This is a genomic window from Burkholderia sp. IDO3 (assembly GCF_003366075.1).
Lineage (GTDB): Bacteria > Pseudomonadota > Gammaproteobacteria > Burkholderiales > Burkholderiaceae > Burkholderia > Burkholderia anthina.
The window spans coordinates 2,894,435-2,911,689 of the sequence record NZ_CP028962.1; the positions used below are offsets into that span (position 1 = coordinate 2,894,435).

15 protein-coding genes are annotated in these 17,255 nt (G+C 66.9%); 6 read left to right on the forward strand and 9 right to left on the reverse strand.

Features of this window, described 5'->3' with window-relative positions:
* Positions 1 to 10: 10 nt before the first annotated feature.
* Both DCN14_RS13235 and DCN14_RS13240 read right to left on the reverse strand, forming a co-directional pair.
* Complete coding sequence (locus tag DCN14_RS13235; protein WP_096506585.1) at positions 11 to 1,555, reverse strand: PAS domain-containing methyl-accepting chemotaxis protein; 1,545 nt, start codon at positions 1,553 to 1,555, stop codon at positions 11 to 13.
* Between the two features lie 370 nt (positions 1,556 to 1,925).
* Positions 1,926 to 3,470 carry a PAS domain-containing methyl-accepting chemotaxis protein gene (locus DCN14_RS13240; protein WP_096506584.1) on the reverse strand — a complete coding sequence of 515 codons (1,545 nt, stop codon included), beginning with the start codon at positions 3,468 to 3,470 and terminating at the stop codon, positions 1,926 to 1,928.
* A 419-nt stretch (positions 3,471 to 3,889) separates the two neighbouring features.
* On the opposite strand from DCN14_RS13240, the gene DCN14_RS13245 reads away from it, so the two are divergent.
* On the forward strand, positions 3,890 to 4,459 hold the full coding sequence (locus DCN14_RS13245) for a GNAT family N-acetyltransferase (RefSeq protein WP_096506650.1): 570 nt from the start codon (positions 3,890 to 3,892) through the stop codon (positions 4,457 to 4,459).
* 40 nt (positions 4,460 to 4,499) lie between these two features.
* Complete coding sequence (locus tag DCN14_RS13250) at positions 4,500 to 5,024, forward strand: DUF523 domain-containing protein (RefSeq protein ID WP_096506583.1); 525 nt, start codon at positions 4,500 to 4,502, stop codon at positions 5,022 to 5,024.
* Positions 5,025 to 5,136: 112 nt separating this feature from the next.
* On the opposite strand, the gene pcaF is transcribed toward DCN14_RS13250, so the two are convergent.
* Positions 5,137 to 6,339: a 3-oxoadipyl-CoA thiolase gene (gene pcaF / locus DCN14_RS13255; RefSeq protein WP_096506582.1), complete on the reverse strand. Its 1,203-nt coding sequence runs from the start codon at positions 6,337 to 6,339 to the stop codon at positions 5,137 to 5,139.
* A 227-nt stretch (positions 6,340 to 6,566) separates the two neighbouring features.
* On the opposite strand from pcaF, the gene DCN14_RS13260 reads away from it, so the two are divergent.
* A complete protein-coding gene (locus tag DCN14_RS13260; protein ID WP_162826198.1) occupies positions 6,567 to 7,352 on the forward strand; it encodes an IclR family transcriptional regulator in 786 nt (261 codons plus the stop codon).
* 207 nt (positions 7,353 to 7,559) lie between these two features.
* On the opposite strand, the gene DCN14_RS13270 is transcribed toward DCN14_RS13260, so the two are convergent.
* From DCN14_RS13270 to DCN14_RS13290, 4 genes are all read right to left on the reverse strand, one after another.
* Positions 7,560 to 8,666 carry a PDDEXK nuclease domain-containing protein gene (locus DCN14_RS13270; RefSeq protein ID WP_096506579.1) on the reverse strand — a complete coding sequence of 369 codons (1,107 nt, stop codon included), beginning with the start codon at positions 8,664 to 8,666 and terminating at the stop codon, positions 7,560 to 7,562.
* Complete coding sequence (locus DCN14_RS13275; protein ID WP_096506578.1) at positions 8,663 to 9,274, reverse strand: integrase arm-type DNA-binding domain-containing protein; 612 nt, start codon at positions 9,272 to 9,274, stop codon at positions 8,663 to 8,665. The genes DCN14_RS13270 and DCN14_RS13275 overlap by 4 nt, the downstream gene beginning before the upstream one ends.
* Positions 9,275 to 9,634: 360 nt before the next feature.
* Complete coding sequence (locus DCN14_RS13285; protein ID WP_096506577.1) at positions 9,635 to 10,750, reverse strand: succinylglutamate desuccinylase/aspartoacylase family protein; 1,116 nt, start codon at positions 10,748 to 10,750, stop codon at positions 9,635 to 9,637.
* A 66-nt stretch (positions 10,751 to 10,816) separates the two neighbouring features.
* The gene (locus DCN14_RS13290; protein WP_096506576.1) at positions 10,817 to 11,599 is read right to left on the reverse strand and encodes a transporter substrate-binding domain-containing protein; all 783 of its coding nucleotides are present in this window, start codon (positions 11,597 to 11,599) and stop codon (positions 10,817 to 10,819) included.
* A gap of 145 nt (positions 11,600 to 11,744) precedes the next feature.
* Here DCN14_RS13290 and DCN14_RS13295 point away from each other — a divergent pair, with 145 nt between their 5' ends.
* Positions 11,745 to 12,665 carry a LysR substrate-binding domain-containing protein gene (locus tag DCN14_RS13295; RefSeq protein ID WP_096506575.1) on the forward strand — a complete coding sequence of 307 codons (921 nt, stop codon included), beginning with the start codon at positions 11,745 to 11,747 and terminating at the stop codon, positions 12,663 to 12,665.
* A 44-nt stretch (positions 12,666 to 12,709) separates the two neighbouring features.
* Here the strand turns inward: DCN14_RS13295 and DCN14_RS13300 are convergent, their stop codons facing one another.
* Positions 12,710 to 14,041 (reverse strand): MFS transporter, encoded by a 1,332-nt coding sequence (locus tag DCN14_RS13300; protein WP_096506574.1) that lies wholly within the window; start codon positions 14,039 to 14,041, stop codon positions 12,710 to 12,712.
* A 60-nt stretch (positions 14,042 to 14,101) separates the two neighbouring features.
* Complete coding sequence (locus DCN14_RS13305) at positions 14,102 to 15,292, reverse strand: M20 aminoacylase family protein (protein WP_096506573.1); 1,191 nt, start codon at positions 15,290 to 15,292, stop codon at positions 14,102 to 14,104.
* Positions 15,293 to 15,532: 240 nt separating this feature from the next.
* Between DCN14_RS13305 and DCN14_RS13310 the strand changes: the two genes are divergently transcribed.
* Together DCN14_RS13310 and DCN14_RS13315 are read left to right on the forward strand one after the other, a co-directional pair.
* Positions 15,533 to 16,171 (forward strand): TetR/AcrR family transcriptional regulator, encoded by a 639-nt coding sequence (locus DCN14_RS13310; RefSeq protein WP_096506572.1) that lies wholly within the window; start codon positions 15,533 to 15,535, stop codon positions 16,169 to 16,171.
* Between the two features lie 45 nt (positions 16,172 to 16,216).
* Positions 16,217 to 17,200, forward strand: a complete 984-nt coding sequence (locus DCN14_RS13315; protein ID WP_096506571.1) for an MDR family oxidoreductase — start codon at positions 16,217 to 16,219, stop codon at positions 17,198 to 17,200.
* The last annotated feature ends 55 nt before the right edge of the window (positions 17,201 to 17,255 follow it).

The window sequence follows — 17,255 nt, forward strand, 5'->3', positions numbered from 1 at the left end:
CGCCCGACGCTCATCTGAACACGTTCACCGCATCCACCAACCGCGTCGCCTGCTGCTTCAGGCTCTCCGACGCCGCCGTGCTCTGCTCGACCAGCGCCGCGTTCTGCTGCGTGATGTTGTCCAGATGCACGACCGCCTGATCGACCTGCGCGACGCCCGTGCTCTGCTCGGCCGTCGACGAGCTGATTTCCGCGATCAGGTCCGACACGCGCTTCACCTGCGTGACGATGTCCTCCATCGTCTTGCCCGCGCCATCGACGATCCGCGCGCCCGATTCGACCCGTTCGACGCTCGCGCCGATCAGCGTCTTGATCTCCTTCGCCGCATTCGCACTGCGCTGCGCAAGCGCCCGCACTTCACCCGCGACCACCGCGAAACCGCGCCCCTGATCGCCCGCACGCGCCGCTTCGACCGCCGCGTTCAGCGCGAGGATGTTGGTCTGGAATGCGATCCCGTCGATCACGCCGATGATGTCGGCGATCTTGCGCGAGCTGCCGGTGATGTCGTTCATCGTCGTGACGACTTCGCTCACCGCCTGCCCGCCGCGCTCGGCCGCTTCGCTCGCGGACACCGACAACTGGTTCGCCTGCAACGCCGTCTCCGCATTGCTCGACACCGTGGCCGTCATCTCGGCCATCGACGCCGCGGTTTGCTGCACGCTGGTCGACGCCTGTTCGGTGCGTGCGCTCAGGTCGTTGTTGCCCTGCGCGATCTCGTTGCTCGCGCGCTGCACGTTGAGCACCTGCTCGCTGACGTCGTCGACGAGCCAGCGGAACATCAGCCCGAGCTGGTTGATCGTGCGCAGCGTCATGCCGATCTCGTCGACGCGGTTCATCGCGACGCCGGTACGGCTTTCGCCGGTCGCGACACGCAACGCCTGGTCGCGCAACTGCATCAGCGGACGCGCGATCTGCGCATCGAGCCACAGCCCGGCCGCGATCGCCACCCCGGCCGTCGCGGCGGCAAATCCCGCAAGCCCGCCGCCGGTCAACCCGCATGCCCAGCCCGCGCCGACGACGGCCGGCGCCAGCACGCACAGCGTCGAATGCAGTCGCGCACGCACCGACATCGTCTGGAACAGCGATGCGACGCGCATCAGCCCGCCCCGGACGATCAGGCCCTTGTGGAAACGGCGGTTGCCGGCCTTGCCTTCGCGGAACGCGCGGTACAGCGCGTCGGCCGCCGCGATCTCGTCGCGCGACGCCTTGGTGCGCACCGACATGTAGCCGGTCGGCTGCCCGTTGCGCATGACCGGCACCGTATTCGAACGCACCCAGTAGTGGTCGCCGTTCTTGCGGCGGTTCTTCACGAGCGCGGTCCACGGCTCGCCGTTCTTCAGCGTCGCCCACATGTCGGCGAACGCCTCCTTCGGCATGTCCGGGTGCCGCACGACGTTGTGCGGCTGACCTTCGATCTCCTCGGGGGAAAATCCGCTGACCTGAATGAATGCGGCGTTCGCGTACTTGATGTAACTGTCCGCGTCGGTGGTCGACATCAGCGTCGCGTCGTCCGGAAAATCGAATTCGCGTTGCGTGACAGGCTGGTTATTGCGCATGGTATGGAGTCCCGTGTTGCGGATCTTGCGTCCGCCTGTGGATGGATGCGAGACCGTACGCATCGCGGGCGACCCGCATGCGTTCGATCAGACTCCTGCGCTTTCGGCAAATCTGGCGAAAACATTATGCCGACCGCGGGTAAATATGCATTAATCGTTCATCATCTTGATTTAGCCGAACACTTTGTTTATACGTGAATCAAATACTCAGTTTTATCAAGCATTTGCACGCCAATCATCTGAACATTCAGGGCAATTCATTCGACCGGATTCGCGAATAAATCCGGCTTGATGCATTCGAATCCGATCGAACCGGAAAGAGATTTCGCCGCCTCGTCGCGACGGGATACGCAAGCACGCGCCCCGGCGATTACCGAAACACGTTCACCGCATCCACGAGCCGCGTCGCCTGCTGCTTCAGGCTCTCCGACGCCGCCGCGCTTTGCTCGACCAGCGCCGCGTTCTGCTGCGTGATGTTGTCCAGATGCACGACCGCCTGATCGACCTGCGCAACCCCCGTGCTCTGCTCGGCGGTCGACGAGCTGATCTCCGCGATCAGGTCCGACACGCGCTTCACCTGCGCGACGATGTCTTCCATCGTCCTGCCCGCGTCGTCGACCCGCCGCGCGCCCGATTCGACCCGCTCGACGCTCGCGCCGATCAGCGTCTTGATCTCCTTCGCCGCATTCGCGCTGCGCTGCGCGAGCGCCCGCACTTCGCCCGCGACCACCGCGAACCCGCGGCCCTGCTCGCCTGCGCGCGCGGCTTCGACCGCCGCGTTCAGCGCGAGGATGTTGGTCTGGAATGCGATCCCGTCGATCACGCCGATGATGTCGGCGATCTTGCGCGAGCTGTCGGTGATGTCGCTCATCGTCGCGACGACTTCGCTCACCGCCTGCCCGCCCCGCTCGGCCGCTTCGCTCGCGGACACCGACAACTGGTTCGCCTGCAACGCCGTCTCCGCATTGCTCGATACGGTGGCCGTCATCTCCGCCATCGATGCGGCCGTCTGCTGCACGCTGGACGCGGCCTGCTCGGTGCGCGCACTCAAATCGTTGTTGCCCTGTGCGATCTCGTTGCTCGCGCGCTGCACGTTGTGCACCTGTTCGCTGACGTCGTCGACGAGCCAGCGGAACATCAACCCGAGCTGGTTGATCGTGCGCAGCGTCATGCCGATCTCGTCGACGCGGTTCATCCGCACGCCGCGCCGGCTTTCGCCGGTCGCGACGTTCAGCGCCTGGTCGTGCAACCGCTTCAACGGACGCACGATCTGCGCGTCGAGCCACAGCCCGGCCGCGACCGACACGCCGGCCGTCGCGGCGGCAAACGCCGCGAGCCCGGCACCGGCCAGCCCGCATGCACAGCCCGCGCCGACGACGGCCGGCGCCAGCACGCACAGCACCGAATGAACGCGCGCGCGCACCGACATCGTCTGCGGCAGCGACACGATGCGCAGCAGCCCGGTACGGACGACCAGTCCTTTGTGGAACGTGCGTTGCCCGGCCTTGCCGTCGCGAAGCGCGCGGTACAGCGCGTCGGCCGCCGCGATCTCGTCGCGCGGCGCCTTGGTGCGCACCGACATGTAGCCGTGCGGTGCGCCGTTGCGCATCACGGGCACCGCGTTCGCGCGCACCCAGTAGTGGTCGCCGTTCTTGCGGCGGTTCTTCACGAGCGCGGTCCACGGCTCGCCGTTCTTCAGCGTCGCCCACATGTCGGCGAACGCCTCTTTCGGCATGTCCGGGTGCCGCACGACGTTGTGCGGCTGGCCGACGAGCTCATCGTTCGAGAAGCCGCTCACATGGGCGAACGTGGTGTTCGCGTACGTGATGTAGCTGTCGGCATCGGTGGTCGACATCAACGTGACGTCGTCGGGAAATTCGAATTCTTGTTGGGTGACAGGCTGGTTGTTGCGCATGCAGCAGGGCTCCGAAAGGCGGATCGGAAGGCAGGATCCGCGCGGCGCAGAAATCACGCTCAGTAGCCGAAAAACGGTTTATCGCTTTACGACGGTCTCGTTCCTACTGTCGGCAATTCCGGCAAAAACCTTACCCTTGAAATGCAAAAAATACCGGATTCGCTTATCAATATGACCTGGATCAAATAATCTCGCGATAATCGATGCCGCGCTGTTCCACCGCGGCTCGATGCGTTATGAGAGAACGCCGGGCGGCAAACCAATGCCGGCGGCCGCTACGCGCGGCAAAACGATTCGCCCCATTTCACCCCATTCAACCGACATTCGATCAATTCGATGAAAAAGATCCGGCACGAACTGAATCGGCCACACCGGCACACGACATGCCGCTCGCAACGCACCGCCGGCCGGGCAACCGGATGACGCGCCGCACCGCTACCGAACGCGACGCGCTGTCGGCCCGCCTGCTCGCGCGCGACGAACTGCCGCTCGTGTGGACCATCGACCGGCGCGAGATCATTCACCATCTGTACGCGCTGCGCGACGGCGAACTGCATCTGGTCCCGGACTTCTACGACGTGCAAGGCTGGCCCGACGGCGAAGCCGAACACTACACGCCGATCCTGCTCGACTGTCACGATCGCGGCGGCTGGTGCGTCGGGATGTTCGACGGCACGCGGATCGTCGCGGCGGTCATCGTCGACGCCGATCCGCTCGGCGCGCAACGCGACATGCTGCAGTTGAAGTTCCTGCACGTGAGCCGCGACTGGCGCGGCTGCGGGCTCGGTGCGCGGCTCTACCGCGCGGCCCGCGCACAGGCGCGCGCGATGGGTGCGAAACGTCTGTACGTCTCTGCGACGCCGTCGCGGCACACGATCGACTTCTACCTGCGGCTCGGCTTCACCGTCAGCGCGTCGCCCGACCCGGTGCTGCATGCGCTCGAGCCGGAAGACATCCATATGGAAGCGCCGACCGCGAGCCGCGCGTAGCATTTCCGTTCGACCCACGCCGCCAACACGGAGAACGACCGTGCAGCACGCACCGCAGCAGCCGGCCCCGCCGAAGATCCTCGTCAGCATGTGCGTGCTCGGTCACCCGGTCCGCTACAACGGCTCGGCCCAGACCGCCGCTCACGCAGCGCTCGAACGGTGGCAACGCGAAGGGCGTCTGGTGCCGGTCTGCCCGGAACTGGCAGGCGGATTGAGCGTGCCGCGCCCGCCCGCCGAGATCGCAGGCGGGGCATCCGGGCAACGCGTGCTGTCGGGTGCCGCGCGCATCGTCGACGTGCATGGCACGGACGTCACGGCAGCGTTCGTCGACGGCGCGCAAACCGCGCTGGCGCTCGCGCGCGCGCACGACTGCCGCTTCGCGATCCTCGCGGACGGCAGTCCGTCGTGCGCAAGCCGCTACATTCATGACGGGAGTTTCTCGGGCCGGCGGCATGCCGGTGCCGGCGTCACGGCGGCGTTGCTGCGCGAGCATGGCGTCGAGGTGTTCGCGGACACCGAGATCGACGCGCTCGTCGCCCGCCTTGCGCAACGAATGGAAGGCTGAACGACGAAGTGGCCGTCACGACGGTCTCGTGACGGCCACTTCGTTGGCGTCGAAACTGCGATGAAGCGGCGCAGCGGCGTGGACCCGATCCTGCCGCCGCCGCGCGATGCGATCAGACGCGTTCGATCGCGATCGCGATGCCCTGGCCGACGCCGATGCACATCGTGCACAGCGCGAAACGGCCGTTGGTGCGATGAAGCTGGTACATCGCGGTCGTCACGAGACGCGCGCCCGATGCGCCGAGCGGATGGCCGAGCGCGATCGCGCCGCCATTCGGGTTCACGCGAGGATCGTCGTCGGCGACGCCGAGCATGCGCAGCACCGCGAGACCCTGCGACGCGAACGCTTCGTTCAGCTCGATCACGTCGAACTGGTCGATCGTCATCCCGAGTCGCGCGAGCAGCTTCTGCGTGGCGGGAGCCGGGCCGATGCCCATCACGCGCGGCGCGACGCCGGCCGTCGCGATGCCGAGCACGCGGGCGCGCGGCGTCAGGCCGAAGCGCTTCGCGGTGGCTTCGTTCGCGAGCAGCAGCGCGGCCGCGCCGTCGTTGACGCCCGACGCGTTGCCGGCCGTCACCGAGCCGTCCGGGCGCACGACGCCCTTCAGCTTCGCGAGCGTCTCCAGCGACGTTTCGCGCGGATGCTCGTCACGCGAAAAGACGACGGGGTCGCCTTTCTTCTGCGGAATCGTGACCGACACGATTTCCTCGGCGAGCGTGCCGTCCTGCTGCGCACGTGCGGCCTTCTGCTGGCTGCGCAGCGCGAACAGATCCTGGTCGGCACGGCTGACGTTGTAGTCGACCGCGACGTTCTCGGCCGTCTCCGGCATCGAATCGACGCCATGCAGCTTTTTCATCAGCGGATTGACGAAGCGCCAGCCGATCGTCGTGTCGTGGATCTCGGCCTGGCGCGCGAATGCGCTGGCAGCCTTGCCCATCACGAACGGCGCGCGCGTCATGCTTTCGACGCCGCCGGCCACCATCAGCGCGGCCTCGCCCGACTTGATCGCGCGCGCGGCCACGCCGACCGCGTCCATCCCGGAACCGCACAGGCGGTTGATCGTCGAACCCGGCACGCCCTCCGGCAAGCCCGCGAGCAGCGCGGACATGCGTGCGACGTTGCGGTTGTCCTCGCCGGCCTGGTTCGCGCAGCCGTAGATCACGTCGTCGATCGCGGTCCAGTCGACGTCGCGGTTGCGCTCGACGAGCGCCTTGAGCGGCACCGCGCCGAGGTCGTCGGCGCGCACGCCGGACAGTGCGCCGCCGTAACGGCCGATCGGCGTACGAATCGCATCACACAGAAAAGCTTCAGTCATCAGTGTCTCCGGTCTCATGCAAGGCTGGGAAGTGAATGAAACGCGCCCCTTGCATTGCCCGCCGGGATGCGCTTAAATGTTCTATATACGAACATAAGATCGTGTATCGAACGTTCAACGCATCATAGGGAGTGCGGGGACGACCTGTCAAGCGCCCGGTCCGCGGTGCGGTTGGCGTGTCAGGCCCCATGCGCTATCTTCTCGGCTGCACGACAATTCGACCGTTCATGACAACCGAAGACATCCAGAAACCCGGCGACTCCTATGTGCAGTCGTTCGCGCGCGGCCTCGCGGTGATCCGCGCATTCGACGCCCAGCGCCCGGAGCAGACGCTTACCGAGGTCGCGTCGGCCACCGGACTCACGCGCGCGGGCGCGCGCCGGATCCTGCTCACGCTGCAGACGCTCGGCTACGTCGAGGCCGACGGCCGGCTGTTCCGGCTCACGCCGAAGATCCTCGAGCTCGGCTTCGCGTATCTCACGTCGATGCCGTTCTGGAATCTCGCCGATCCGGTGATGGAGCAGTTGTCCGCGCAGATCCACGAAAGCTGCTCGGCAGCCGTGCTCGACCGCACCGAAATCGTCTACGTGCTGCGCGTGCCGACCCGCAAGATCATGACGATCAACCTGTCGATCGGCAGCCGCCTGCCCGCGTACTGCACGTCGATGGGCCGCGTGCTGCTGTCCGCGCTCGACGACGCGGCGCTCGACGAGACGCTCGCGCAAAGCGGCATCCGCGCGCACACGCAGCGCACGATCACCGATCTCGGCGAACTGAAGGCGGCGATCGCGCAGGTGCGCCAGCAGGGCTGGGCCGTGGTCGACCAGGAACTCGAAGTGGGGTTGATGTCGCTTTCCGCGCCGATCCGCAACCGGCGCGGGCAGGTGATCGCCGCGATGAACATCAGCGGCAACGCGCAGCGGCACACCGCGAAGCAGATGGTGAAGGAGTTTCTCGGGCCGCTGCAGCAGGCCGCGCAGACGGTGTCGGATCTGGTGGCGCGACGCGGCTGAGCGGCAGGCTCGGCGATACGGCATCTCGTGGACAAAAAAGGCTGAAATCAAGCATCGACGGATGTTCGCTACGCTGCTCGCGTACCAGGCACACTGCGCGCGCTCGGACTTCCGGGGAAAACTTGCTTGCCTGCTTGTTCATGGCTCGATTCTCTCAAGAATACGAGCCCCCACCCAATCCGGTGCGGTTCAGTTCAGTTGCTCACGTTATCGCTTGCGCTTCCTGGGGAGCATCGTCACGCGAGATTCGATTAGCCGCCGCGTGTTCTCCAGCTCCTTTTGCAGCACTTCTGCGTCCGGCAGCACCATCCGGTAGTTCGCCGCCATCACCTTCGTAGGCAAGCCCTCCAGCGCATACCGCGCCAAGGCGTGTCCCTTGTCGGCGCAGAGAATCAAGCCTACGGGCGGGTTCTCGTCGGCAAACGTCCAATGCTCCTTCGCGTAGTTGCAATACAAGTGCATCTGGCCCACGTCGGCATGGGTCAATGCACCGAGCTTCAAATCGATGATGACCAAGCAACGCAACTTGCGATGGAAGAACAGCAGATCGACGCGATACCACGTCTGGTCAATGCGCAACCGGCGCTGCCGCCCGACGAAGGTGAAGCCATCGCCGAGTTCGAGCAGGAAATCCTCCAGCCGGCGAATCAGAGCTTGTTCGAGATCGGATTCGGAATACTCATCCTTGAGATCAAGGAACTCCAGCACGAACGGGTCTTTGATCGCGTCGTCAGCCGTGACGACATCGGCCGGTGTCGGCGCGGCGCCCTTGACCAGCATCGCCGCCTTGTTCTTCGATAGCGCCGTGCGCTCGTAGAACTGGCTGTTGATCTGCCTGTCGAGCTGGCGCACGCTCCAGCCACCGCGCAGGGCTTCGGCTTCGTAGAACTGGCGGGCGTGGTCGTCCTTGACCGACAGCAGCCGCGCGTAAGCCGACCACGGCAGCGTGAACACCTGGGCCAGCTCGGCGAGGCCCAATTTCCCAGACACCGTCTGGGAAATTGCAAAGCGGGGATACGCGAGGAAAAACCGCCGCATGTTTTCCAGGTTGTTCACGCCGAACCCGCGCCCGAACTGTGCGGTTAAATCAGTGGACAGCCGCTCCATCAACTGCTCACCGTAGCCCGCGCGCCGCTTGCCCTGTTGCTCGGCTTCTACAATGCGGCGGCCGACTTCCCAATAGCTCGCCGTCATCAACGCATTGACGCTGCGCGCCGCCGCGTGACGGGCAGCGGCGATCAGTTCAACGATGCCACTGTGGATGCCGGCGTAGCCGGCGGGGGATTTCTCCGCTGCCGCAAGCGTCTTCTTCATGCCGCTGCCTCCACGGTACGCGCTGCACTGGTAAGCGCCGTGCGCCGACTCGCTACCAGCTCGGCCGCGTCGCGCACCGGCTTGTCCTCGGTGTGGACGTAGTGCATGAACTGCGCGACGGTCTTGTGCCGGGTCAGTTCCATGCCGACCTTGATGGGAACGCCAGAGTTGGCAATGTCCGGCCGCTTTACTTCGTGAACCTTCTTGCGGCCGAGCAATGGGATGACGTTGCGATCGATGACGGCCTGGTAGCCGTCCGGCGTGCCGGGCTTGTTGAGCTTGCTGGAGTAGTCCTCCATGAACTTCTTGCACAACTCGGCGATGGTCGGCGCTTTGCCGGCTTCGGCCCGGTCGCCGCCCCGGCGAACCTCGGCCAGCCAATCCTGCGCCATGATGCGCGCCTGTTCGACGGTCAATTCCCCGAACGGCCCCAAAGCGGGTTTGCGGCACGAGCCGGCGTTCGTCCGGTACTGGAGCATGAACACCTCGCGGCCCGCTGGGGTAATCCTGCACAGGAAGCCGGGCACCACGGTATCCCGCAGTTCGACGGCCTGCGCATGAGCTTGCGCCGATTCAACGGCGGTCTTGGCGAGCTTGATCTTAGCCATGCTGGACTCCTCGGATCGCCCCGGAATCCCAGTGCCAGCCAAGAGTCGTCAGAGGGAAAACCGGAGCGGGTTTCGGAAGGCACCGGTATAGGTTGAAGTGATCCAAGCCCTTGATAAACCTGCTGTATCGGGCTGTATCGAACTCCAGTGCATTTCGATGCTGGAGTCAGCGTGAAACAAAAAAGACGGGCGGCACGCGCCGCCCGCTCAACTCTCTGACTCTGCTGCAACTCCTTCTCACGGAACACGGAGCATGCTCCGCACCGCTCAATTTAGTGACGCGGCGCAAGCCGGTCAATTTGACGAGAACGAAATTGCCCGGCGCCTTTCGGACGCCGGAGGGCCTCAGCGCGCCGCCGCTCACGCGCCGAGCAACATCCCCTTGCGCACCGGCACCGTGCCGGTCACGCGGCCGAGCGGCGCGCCGGCCGTCACGAAGCGGATCGCGCGGCGCATGTAGAACACGCCGTCGGTGCGGCTCGACACGGTCGTGACCGCATCGGTCAGCGGATCGACGATGTCGAACAGCGGATCGCCGGCGCGAATCGTCGCGCCGATCGCCGCGCGATGCACCAGGATCCCGCTCACCGGCGCGTAGAACTGCTCGCTGCCGGCAAGCGGCGTGGCCGGCGCGGCCAGCGGCGGCAACGGCGCGCGCTCGCCGCGCACGGCGCCGCACCACACCAGATAGTCGACGAGCGCATCGGCGTCGCGCTCCGCGTATTCGTACGTCACGTCGCGCTGCCCGCGGCATTCGACCGTCACGGCCACCGTGCCCGCCGCCATCGGCGTGTGCGCCGGCAAATGCTGCCGCAGTTGCGACCACAGCAGGTGATGCGCATCGTCGAACGCGTGGCCGCCCGAATCCTCGGCGAGCAGCGACACCTCGGCACCGAGATAGCGCGCGAGCGGCTCGACCTGCGGCCACGCGGTGTCGCTCGTGTACACGTGCATCACCGCTTCGAGCGAACAATGCAGGTCGATCACGACATCGGCATCGTGCGACAGCTTCAGCAGCGCGAGCTGCAACGCATCGAATTCGGTGCGCGGCGCGATGGCGTCGAGCGCCGCGCCGACGCATTCGCGCACGATCGCGCGATTGCGCGCCGGGTCCGCGCCGAGCCGGTCGCGAGCCTGCGCGGCAATCTCCGCGAGCGGCAGGAAGCCGCGATTGAAGTTGCGTCCGCTCGCGAGATCGAAGCGGCCGATGAATTGCCCGAGCAGATGATGGTTGAGGCCGACCGGGTTCGCGACCGGCACGAGCACGATTCCGGCCGTGAGCCGGCCGTCGGCGTCGAGCTGCGCGAGACGCTGCTTGAGCACGACCGCGGCGAGCATCGCCGGGGTCTCGTCCGCGTGCAGCGCGGCCTGCAGGTAGATCTTGCGGCCGGCGTCGGCCGGCCCGAAATGGAAGCTCGTCAGCGTGCGCTGCGTGCCGATCGACGGCGACAGGAGCGGCATAGTGCGAATCTGCATCGATGATCCCGAATGAGAAAGAACGGAGAAAACGGGGAAACGGGAGAAACGGGAGAATGGCGCGGCTCAATCGCCGTACGGGTTGAAATCGAAGTACTTCTTCGCGATCCGGTCGTACGTGCCGTCCTTCAGCATCGACGCGATCGCGCCGTCGATCGACGCCTTGAGCGCCGTGTCCGACTGGCGCATCCCGATCCCGACGCCGCGATCGCCCATGTCGAGCGGCGCGCCGACGAACGCGAAGCCCTTGCCCTTCGGCTGGCGCAGGAATCCGTAGTCGGCTTCCACCGCGCCGAGCAGCGCCGCGTCGAGCCGGCCGTTGACGAGATCGGCGAACACGTCGTCCTGGCTCTTGTACGGCACGATGCTCACGCCGGCCGGCGCCCAGTGCGCGAGCGCCCACGATTCGAACTGCGTGCCCGACTGCACGCCGACGCGCTTGCCGGCGAGCGACGCGGTCGTGCTGCCGAGCCCGAGCGCGGGCCGCGCGACGAGGCGCGACTTGAAGCGGAACAGCTTCGACGAGAACAGGATCTGCTTCTCGCGCTTCTCGGTGATCGCCATCGACGACAGGATCGCGTCGATCTTGCGCGCCTGCAGCGCCGGAATCATCCCGGAGAATTCCAGCTCGACCCACTGGCAGCGCAGTTGCGCGCGGCGGCAGATCTCGTTGCCGAGATCGACGTCGAAACCCTTCAGGCTGCCGTCGGGCGCCTTCGCGTCCATCGGCGGATAGGTCGGATCGATGCCGAGACGCACCACGTGCGCGTCGAGCGCATGCGCGGGCGCAGCCGCGAATCCGATGCACAGGGAAACCAGCGGAAAGAGGAAGCGACGGAAGCGTTGCATGCGTTTCATGGTCGACGGAGCGCAGGAAGAGGAGCAAACGGCATGAGCCGGACTGCCTGCGATCGTAGTGCGCGCCCGTCGCCGCCGGAACGCGCGGCTGTCTTATCATGATCACTCTTTCCGATCACCGGCACCGCGCTCGACCATGGCGTTCACGCTGTCCCAGCTTCGCATCTTCCAGGCCGTCGTCGAGCATGGCAGCCTGCGCGCCGCCGCACGCGCGCTCGATCTCGCGCAAAGCGGCGTCACGCAGCAGTTGCAGGGGCTCGAAGCAACGCTCGGCGCAACGCTGTTCACGCGCACCAATCGCGGGATCGTGCCGACCGCCGTCGGCCAGCGGCTGCTCGCGCGTTCGGGCGCGATCCTCGGCGAATGCGAACAGGTCGAGCACGAGATCCGGCAACTGAGCGGCGCGTACGAAGGCACCGTCACGCTCGGCCTGGTGGCGGAACCGCTGATCGACGCGTTCGCGCCGGTGCTGACGGCCTTCCGCGAGCGCTTCGCGAAGGTCGACGTGCACCTGCGCACCGGCACGTCGCGGATGATGATCGGCTGGCTGCGCGAAAACGCGGTGGATTTCGCGATCGCGCTCGTCGCGAAGCAGACCGACACGACCGATCTCGCGGTCACGCCGCTGCATGCGTCGGCGCCGGTGGTCGTCTGCCGCAGCGGCCATCCGAAGCGGCACGCGCAATCGCTTGCCGAGCTGGCCGACTACGCGTGGGTGTCGACGCGTTCGCCGAACCTGAGCGCCGATCCGGTCGTCAACCGGCTGCTCGCGTACTTCGACGCGCACGGCCAGCCGCGGCCGACGATCATCGCGACCGTCGAAGGGATGTTCGAGACGCTGCAGCTCGTCACGCAGACCGATTGCCTCGCGCTCGAAACCGAAGCCGTCACGCGGCACGGGCCGTTCGCCGGCGCGCTCGCGAAGGTGCCGGTGCGCGAGCACGCGGAATCGCAGGAAATCTGCCTGCTGCAGCGCGCGGCCGTGCCGTTGACGCCGGCCGCGCAGGAACTGGCGACGATGCTCGCGTCGTACCTGAGGACCGTGCGCGGGCGGTAAGCGCGGCGCGCGGCGCCGCCCGAGGCGCGGTCGGTCACGTCGTGTCAGTCCATCGACTCGCGCGCCGTCTCGCGCAGCATCGCGACCGCGATCAGCGACAGCACCACGCACGCCGCCACATAGCCGGCCGGCGCGAGCTTGCTGCCTGTCGTCTTCACGAGCCACGTCGCGATCAGTTGCGCGGTGCCGCCGAAAATCGTCACCGCGAGCGCATATGCGATCGAGATGCCCGTCGCGCGCACGTGGCGCGGCAGCGACTCGCACATCAGCGCCATTTCCGATGCCGACCCGAGCGAATAGAACAGCAGCATCAGCGCGGTCAGCGGCAGGATCACCGACAGCGTCGGATGATGGTTCATCAGCCAGAACGCGGGGAACAGCAGCAGCACCAGCACGCCGCGCCCGACGAAGATCGGCATGCGCCGGCTGCCCAGGCGGTCCGACAGCCAGCCGAACAGCGGACACGTGACCAGCATCACGCACCCCGACGCGACGCCGACGAACATCGACAGCTTCATCGGCAGGCCAAGCGTATGGATCGCATAGGTCGGCATGTAGAACGTCAGGATGTAGGTCGACACCGTGCCGCCCATCACCGTCAGCATCAGCAGCACCACCGTGCGCGTGTGCCGCGAGAACAGCTCGCGCAGCACGCCGCGTTCGATGCCGTGACGGCTGTCGCCGGGCGCATCGTCGGCGAGCCGGCGGCGCAGATACATGCCGACCGGCGCGATCAGCACGCCCACGAGGAACGGCAGGCGCCAGCCCCAGCCTTCGAGCGCCTCCTTCGTCAGCGTGTTCGACAGCAGCGCCGCGAAGCCCGAGCCCATCAACGCCGCGCCGCCTTGCGTCGCGAGCTGCCAGCTCGCGCGGAACGCGCGGCGCGACGTGCCGCCCTGCTCGATCAGCGTCGACGTCGCCGCGCCGAACTCGCCGCCCTGCGAAAAGCCCTGCAGCAACCGCGCGAAGACGACCAGCAGCGGCGCGGCCACGCCGACCTGCGCATAGGTCGGCGCGATCGCGATCAGGCCGGTGCCGAGCGCCATCAGCATGATCGTCAGGTTCAGCGCGGCCTTGCGGCCCTTGCGGTCCGCATAGACGCCGAGCACGACGCTGCCGAGCGGCCGCGTGAAGAAGCCGGCGGCGAAGGTCGCGACCGACAGCAGCAGCGACGTGGTCGGATCGCTCGACGGGAAGAACAGCTTGCCGATCAGCACCGCGAAGAAGCCGTACACGGTGAAATCGAAGAACTCCAGCCAGTTGCCGATCACGGCCGCCGCGATCGCGCCGCGCCGCGTGACGGCGGGTGCGCCGTGCGTCCCGGTTCCGGCGGCCCCTGTCGACGCGGGGTGCAGCGCGAGATGGTCTTTCTGCATGCTTCGTGTCTCCTCTCAATGCGGCCGGAAGCGCCGGCCGCCCGCCGTCTCCCGCCGCGCTCACTGCCCCAGGTAGCGCTCCACGAGACGCGTCCAGAACGCCGCGCCGATCGGCAGGTTGCGGTCGTTGAAGTCGTATTTCGGGTTGTGCACCATGCAGCCGTCCTCGCCTTCGCCGTTGCCGAGCCGCACGAACGAACCCGGTCGCTGCTGCAGCATGAACGCGAAATCCTCGCTGCCCATCAGCAGGTCGGCCTGCTCGACCACGTGCGCATCGCCGACGAGCTCGCGCGCGACCTGCGCGGCGAAATCCGTTTCGGCATCCGTATTGACGACGACCGGATAGCCTTCGATGTACTCGACGTTCGCCGTCGCGCCGTAGCTCGCGGCCTGCGACTCGGCGAGCGCGACGATGCGGCGCTTGAGCAGCGCGCGCACTTCCGGGCTGAACGAACGCACGCTCAGTTCGAGGCGCGCGCCGTTCGGAATCACGTTGTTCGCGGTGCCCGCGTGCATCGAGCCGACCGTGACGACCGCCGGCTGCGACGGGTCGACGTTGCGCGCGACGATCGTCTGCAGCGCCATCACGATGCTCGCCGCGACGACCACCGGGTCGACCGTCAGGTGCGGGCGCGCCGCGTGGCCGCCGACGCCTTCGATCGAGATGATCGCCTTGTCGCCGGCCGACATGAACGGGCCGCGCCGCGTGAGGAACACGCCCGGCGCCGCGCCCGGATGGTTGTGCATGCCGTACACGGCATCGCACGGAAAGCGTTCGAACAGGCCGTCGTCGATCATCTTCTTCGCGCCGCTGTCGACGCCATGCTCTTCCGCCGGCTGGAAATACAGGTGCACGGTGCCGGAGAAGTTGCGCGTCTTCGCGAGATGCTGCGCGGCGCCGAGCAGCATCGTCGTGTGGCCGTCGTGGCCGCACGCGTGCATCTTGCCGTGCGTGCCGCTCGCGTACGGCAGGCCGGTCGCTTCGAGGATCGGCAGCGCGTCCATGTCCGCACGAATGCCGATGCTGCGCGTGCCGTCGCCCACGCGCAGCGTGCCGACCACGCCCGTCTTGCCGACCCCGCGCGTCACCTGCCAGCCCCATTGCTCGAGCTTGTCCGCGACGAGCGCGGCCGTTTCGTGCTCCTCGTACGCGAGCTCGGGGTGATGGTGGATGTGGTGGCGAATCTCGCGCAGCCCGCCGGCGGCGGGCATCAGGTCTTCGATTTCGGTGAAGCGGACGTCGGTGGTCATCAAGCGGCTCCTGCTGTTTGTCGGCGTATCTGCGCACGCGGGCGATTGCGTGCGGTAAAGCGAGCCACTATATCGAGCCGATATCGGTTCAATAAGATGCGGAATTTTTCACCGCGATAAGATTTTTTAATCAGGGTTAATACGGGCGAGCGCTGCCCGGGCGGCGTCGCCCGACCTGCCGTTCGCCCCGATCGCCGCGTCGGTCATTGATTTTTGAGACGAACGGTCTATTATTCGCGCATGGACGTTCGAACCGACCCGCCTCGCCGTCGCGGCAGGCCACCCAAACGACACGAGGATCTCGTCGCCACGCGTGACGTGCTGTTGCGCACCGGGCTGGAGGTGCTCACCGAAAAGGGCTTTTCCGCCACCGGGCTCGACGAGATCCTCGGTCGCGCCGGCGTGCCGAAGGGCTCGTTCTATCACTACTTCGACAGCAAGGACGCGTTCGGTCTCGAGCTGATCGACCGCTACGCCGAATTCTTCGCCCGCAAGCTGGACCGCCATTTCAGCCAGCTCGACCGCACGCCGCTGGAGCGCGTGCGCGCGTTCGTCGACGACGCGTGCGAAGGGATGGCCCGCTACGCATACAGCCGCGGCTGCCTGATCGGCAACCTCGGCCAGGAAATGGGCGCGCTGCCCGAGCGTTTCCGCGCGCGGCTGCGCGCCACGTTCGAGGACTGGCAGCGCCGTCTGGCCGGCTGCCTGGCCGCCGCACAGCAGGCGGGCGAGTTGGCGGCCTCGGCCGACGTCGCCGAGCTGGCCGCGTTTTTCTGGATCGGCTGGGAAGGCGCCGTGCTGCGCGCGAAGCTCGAACGCAGCGACGTGCCGCTCAAGCTGTTCGCGCAGTTTTTCTTCAACGGCCTGCCGCGCCCGTGAGTTTTTTTGCCATTAACTAGACGATCGGTCTAAAAAGGAGAACGCATGTTCCAGGGCATCGTGATCGACAAGGACGAAACCGGCCAGCACGCGCGGCTGCAAACGCTGGACGACGCGCAGCTGCCCGCGGGCAACGTGACGATCCGCGTCGGCTATTCGACACTGAACTACAAGGACGGGCTCGCGATCACCGGCAAGAGCCCAGTGGTCCGCAAGTTCCCGATGGTGCCGGGCATCGATCTGGTCGGCGAAGTCGAGCACAGCGCGCATCCGGATTACCGCGCGGGCGACCGGGTCGTGCTCAACGGCTGGGGCGTCGGCGAAACGCACTGGGGCGGCCTTGCGCAGAAGGCACGTGTCGACGGCGACTGGCTCGTGCCGCTGCCGTCGGCGTTTTCGCCGCAACAGGCGATGGCCATCGGCACGGCCGGCTACACCGCGATGCTGTGCGTGATGGCGCTGGAACGGCACGGCGTGCGGCCCGGCGACGGCGACATCGTCGTGACCGGCGCGGCAGGCGGGGTAGGCAGCGTCGCCACGGCCATCCTCGCGCGGCTCGGGTATCGCGTCGTCGCCGTGACCGGCCGGCCGGCGGACGCCGACTATCTGCAACAGCTCGGCACCGCCGAGATTCTCGATCGCGCGCAATTCAGCGAACCCGGCAAGCCGCTCGGCAAGGAACGCTGGGCCGGCGCGGTCGACGTGGCCGGCAGCCACGTGCTCGCGAACATCTGCGCAACGACGCGCTATCGCGGCGTCGTGACGGCCTGCGGCCTTGCCGCCGGCATGGATTTCCCCGCCACCGTCGCGCCGTTCATCCTGCGCGGCGTCACGCTCGTCGGCATCGACAGCGTCATGTGCCCGCGCGCCGAGCGGCTCGAGGCGTGGCGCCGGCTCGCGACCGATCTCGACGTCGCGAAGCTGGGCGCGATCGGTCATCAGGTCGGCCTCGGCGACGCCCTTCCGCTCGCCGGCGAACTGATCGCCGGCAAGGTGCGCGGCCGCATTGTTGTGGACGTCAACGCGTGACACGCGCCACGGCACCCCGTCGTTTGTTTTCAGGCCGGCGGCTCGTGCATCGAGA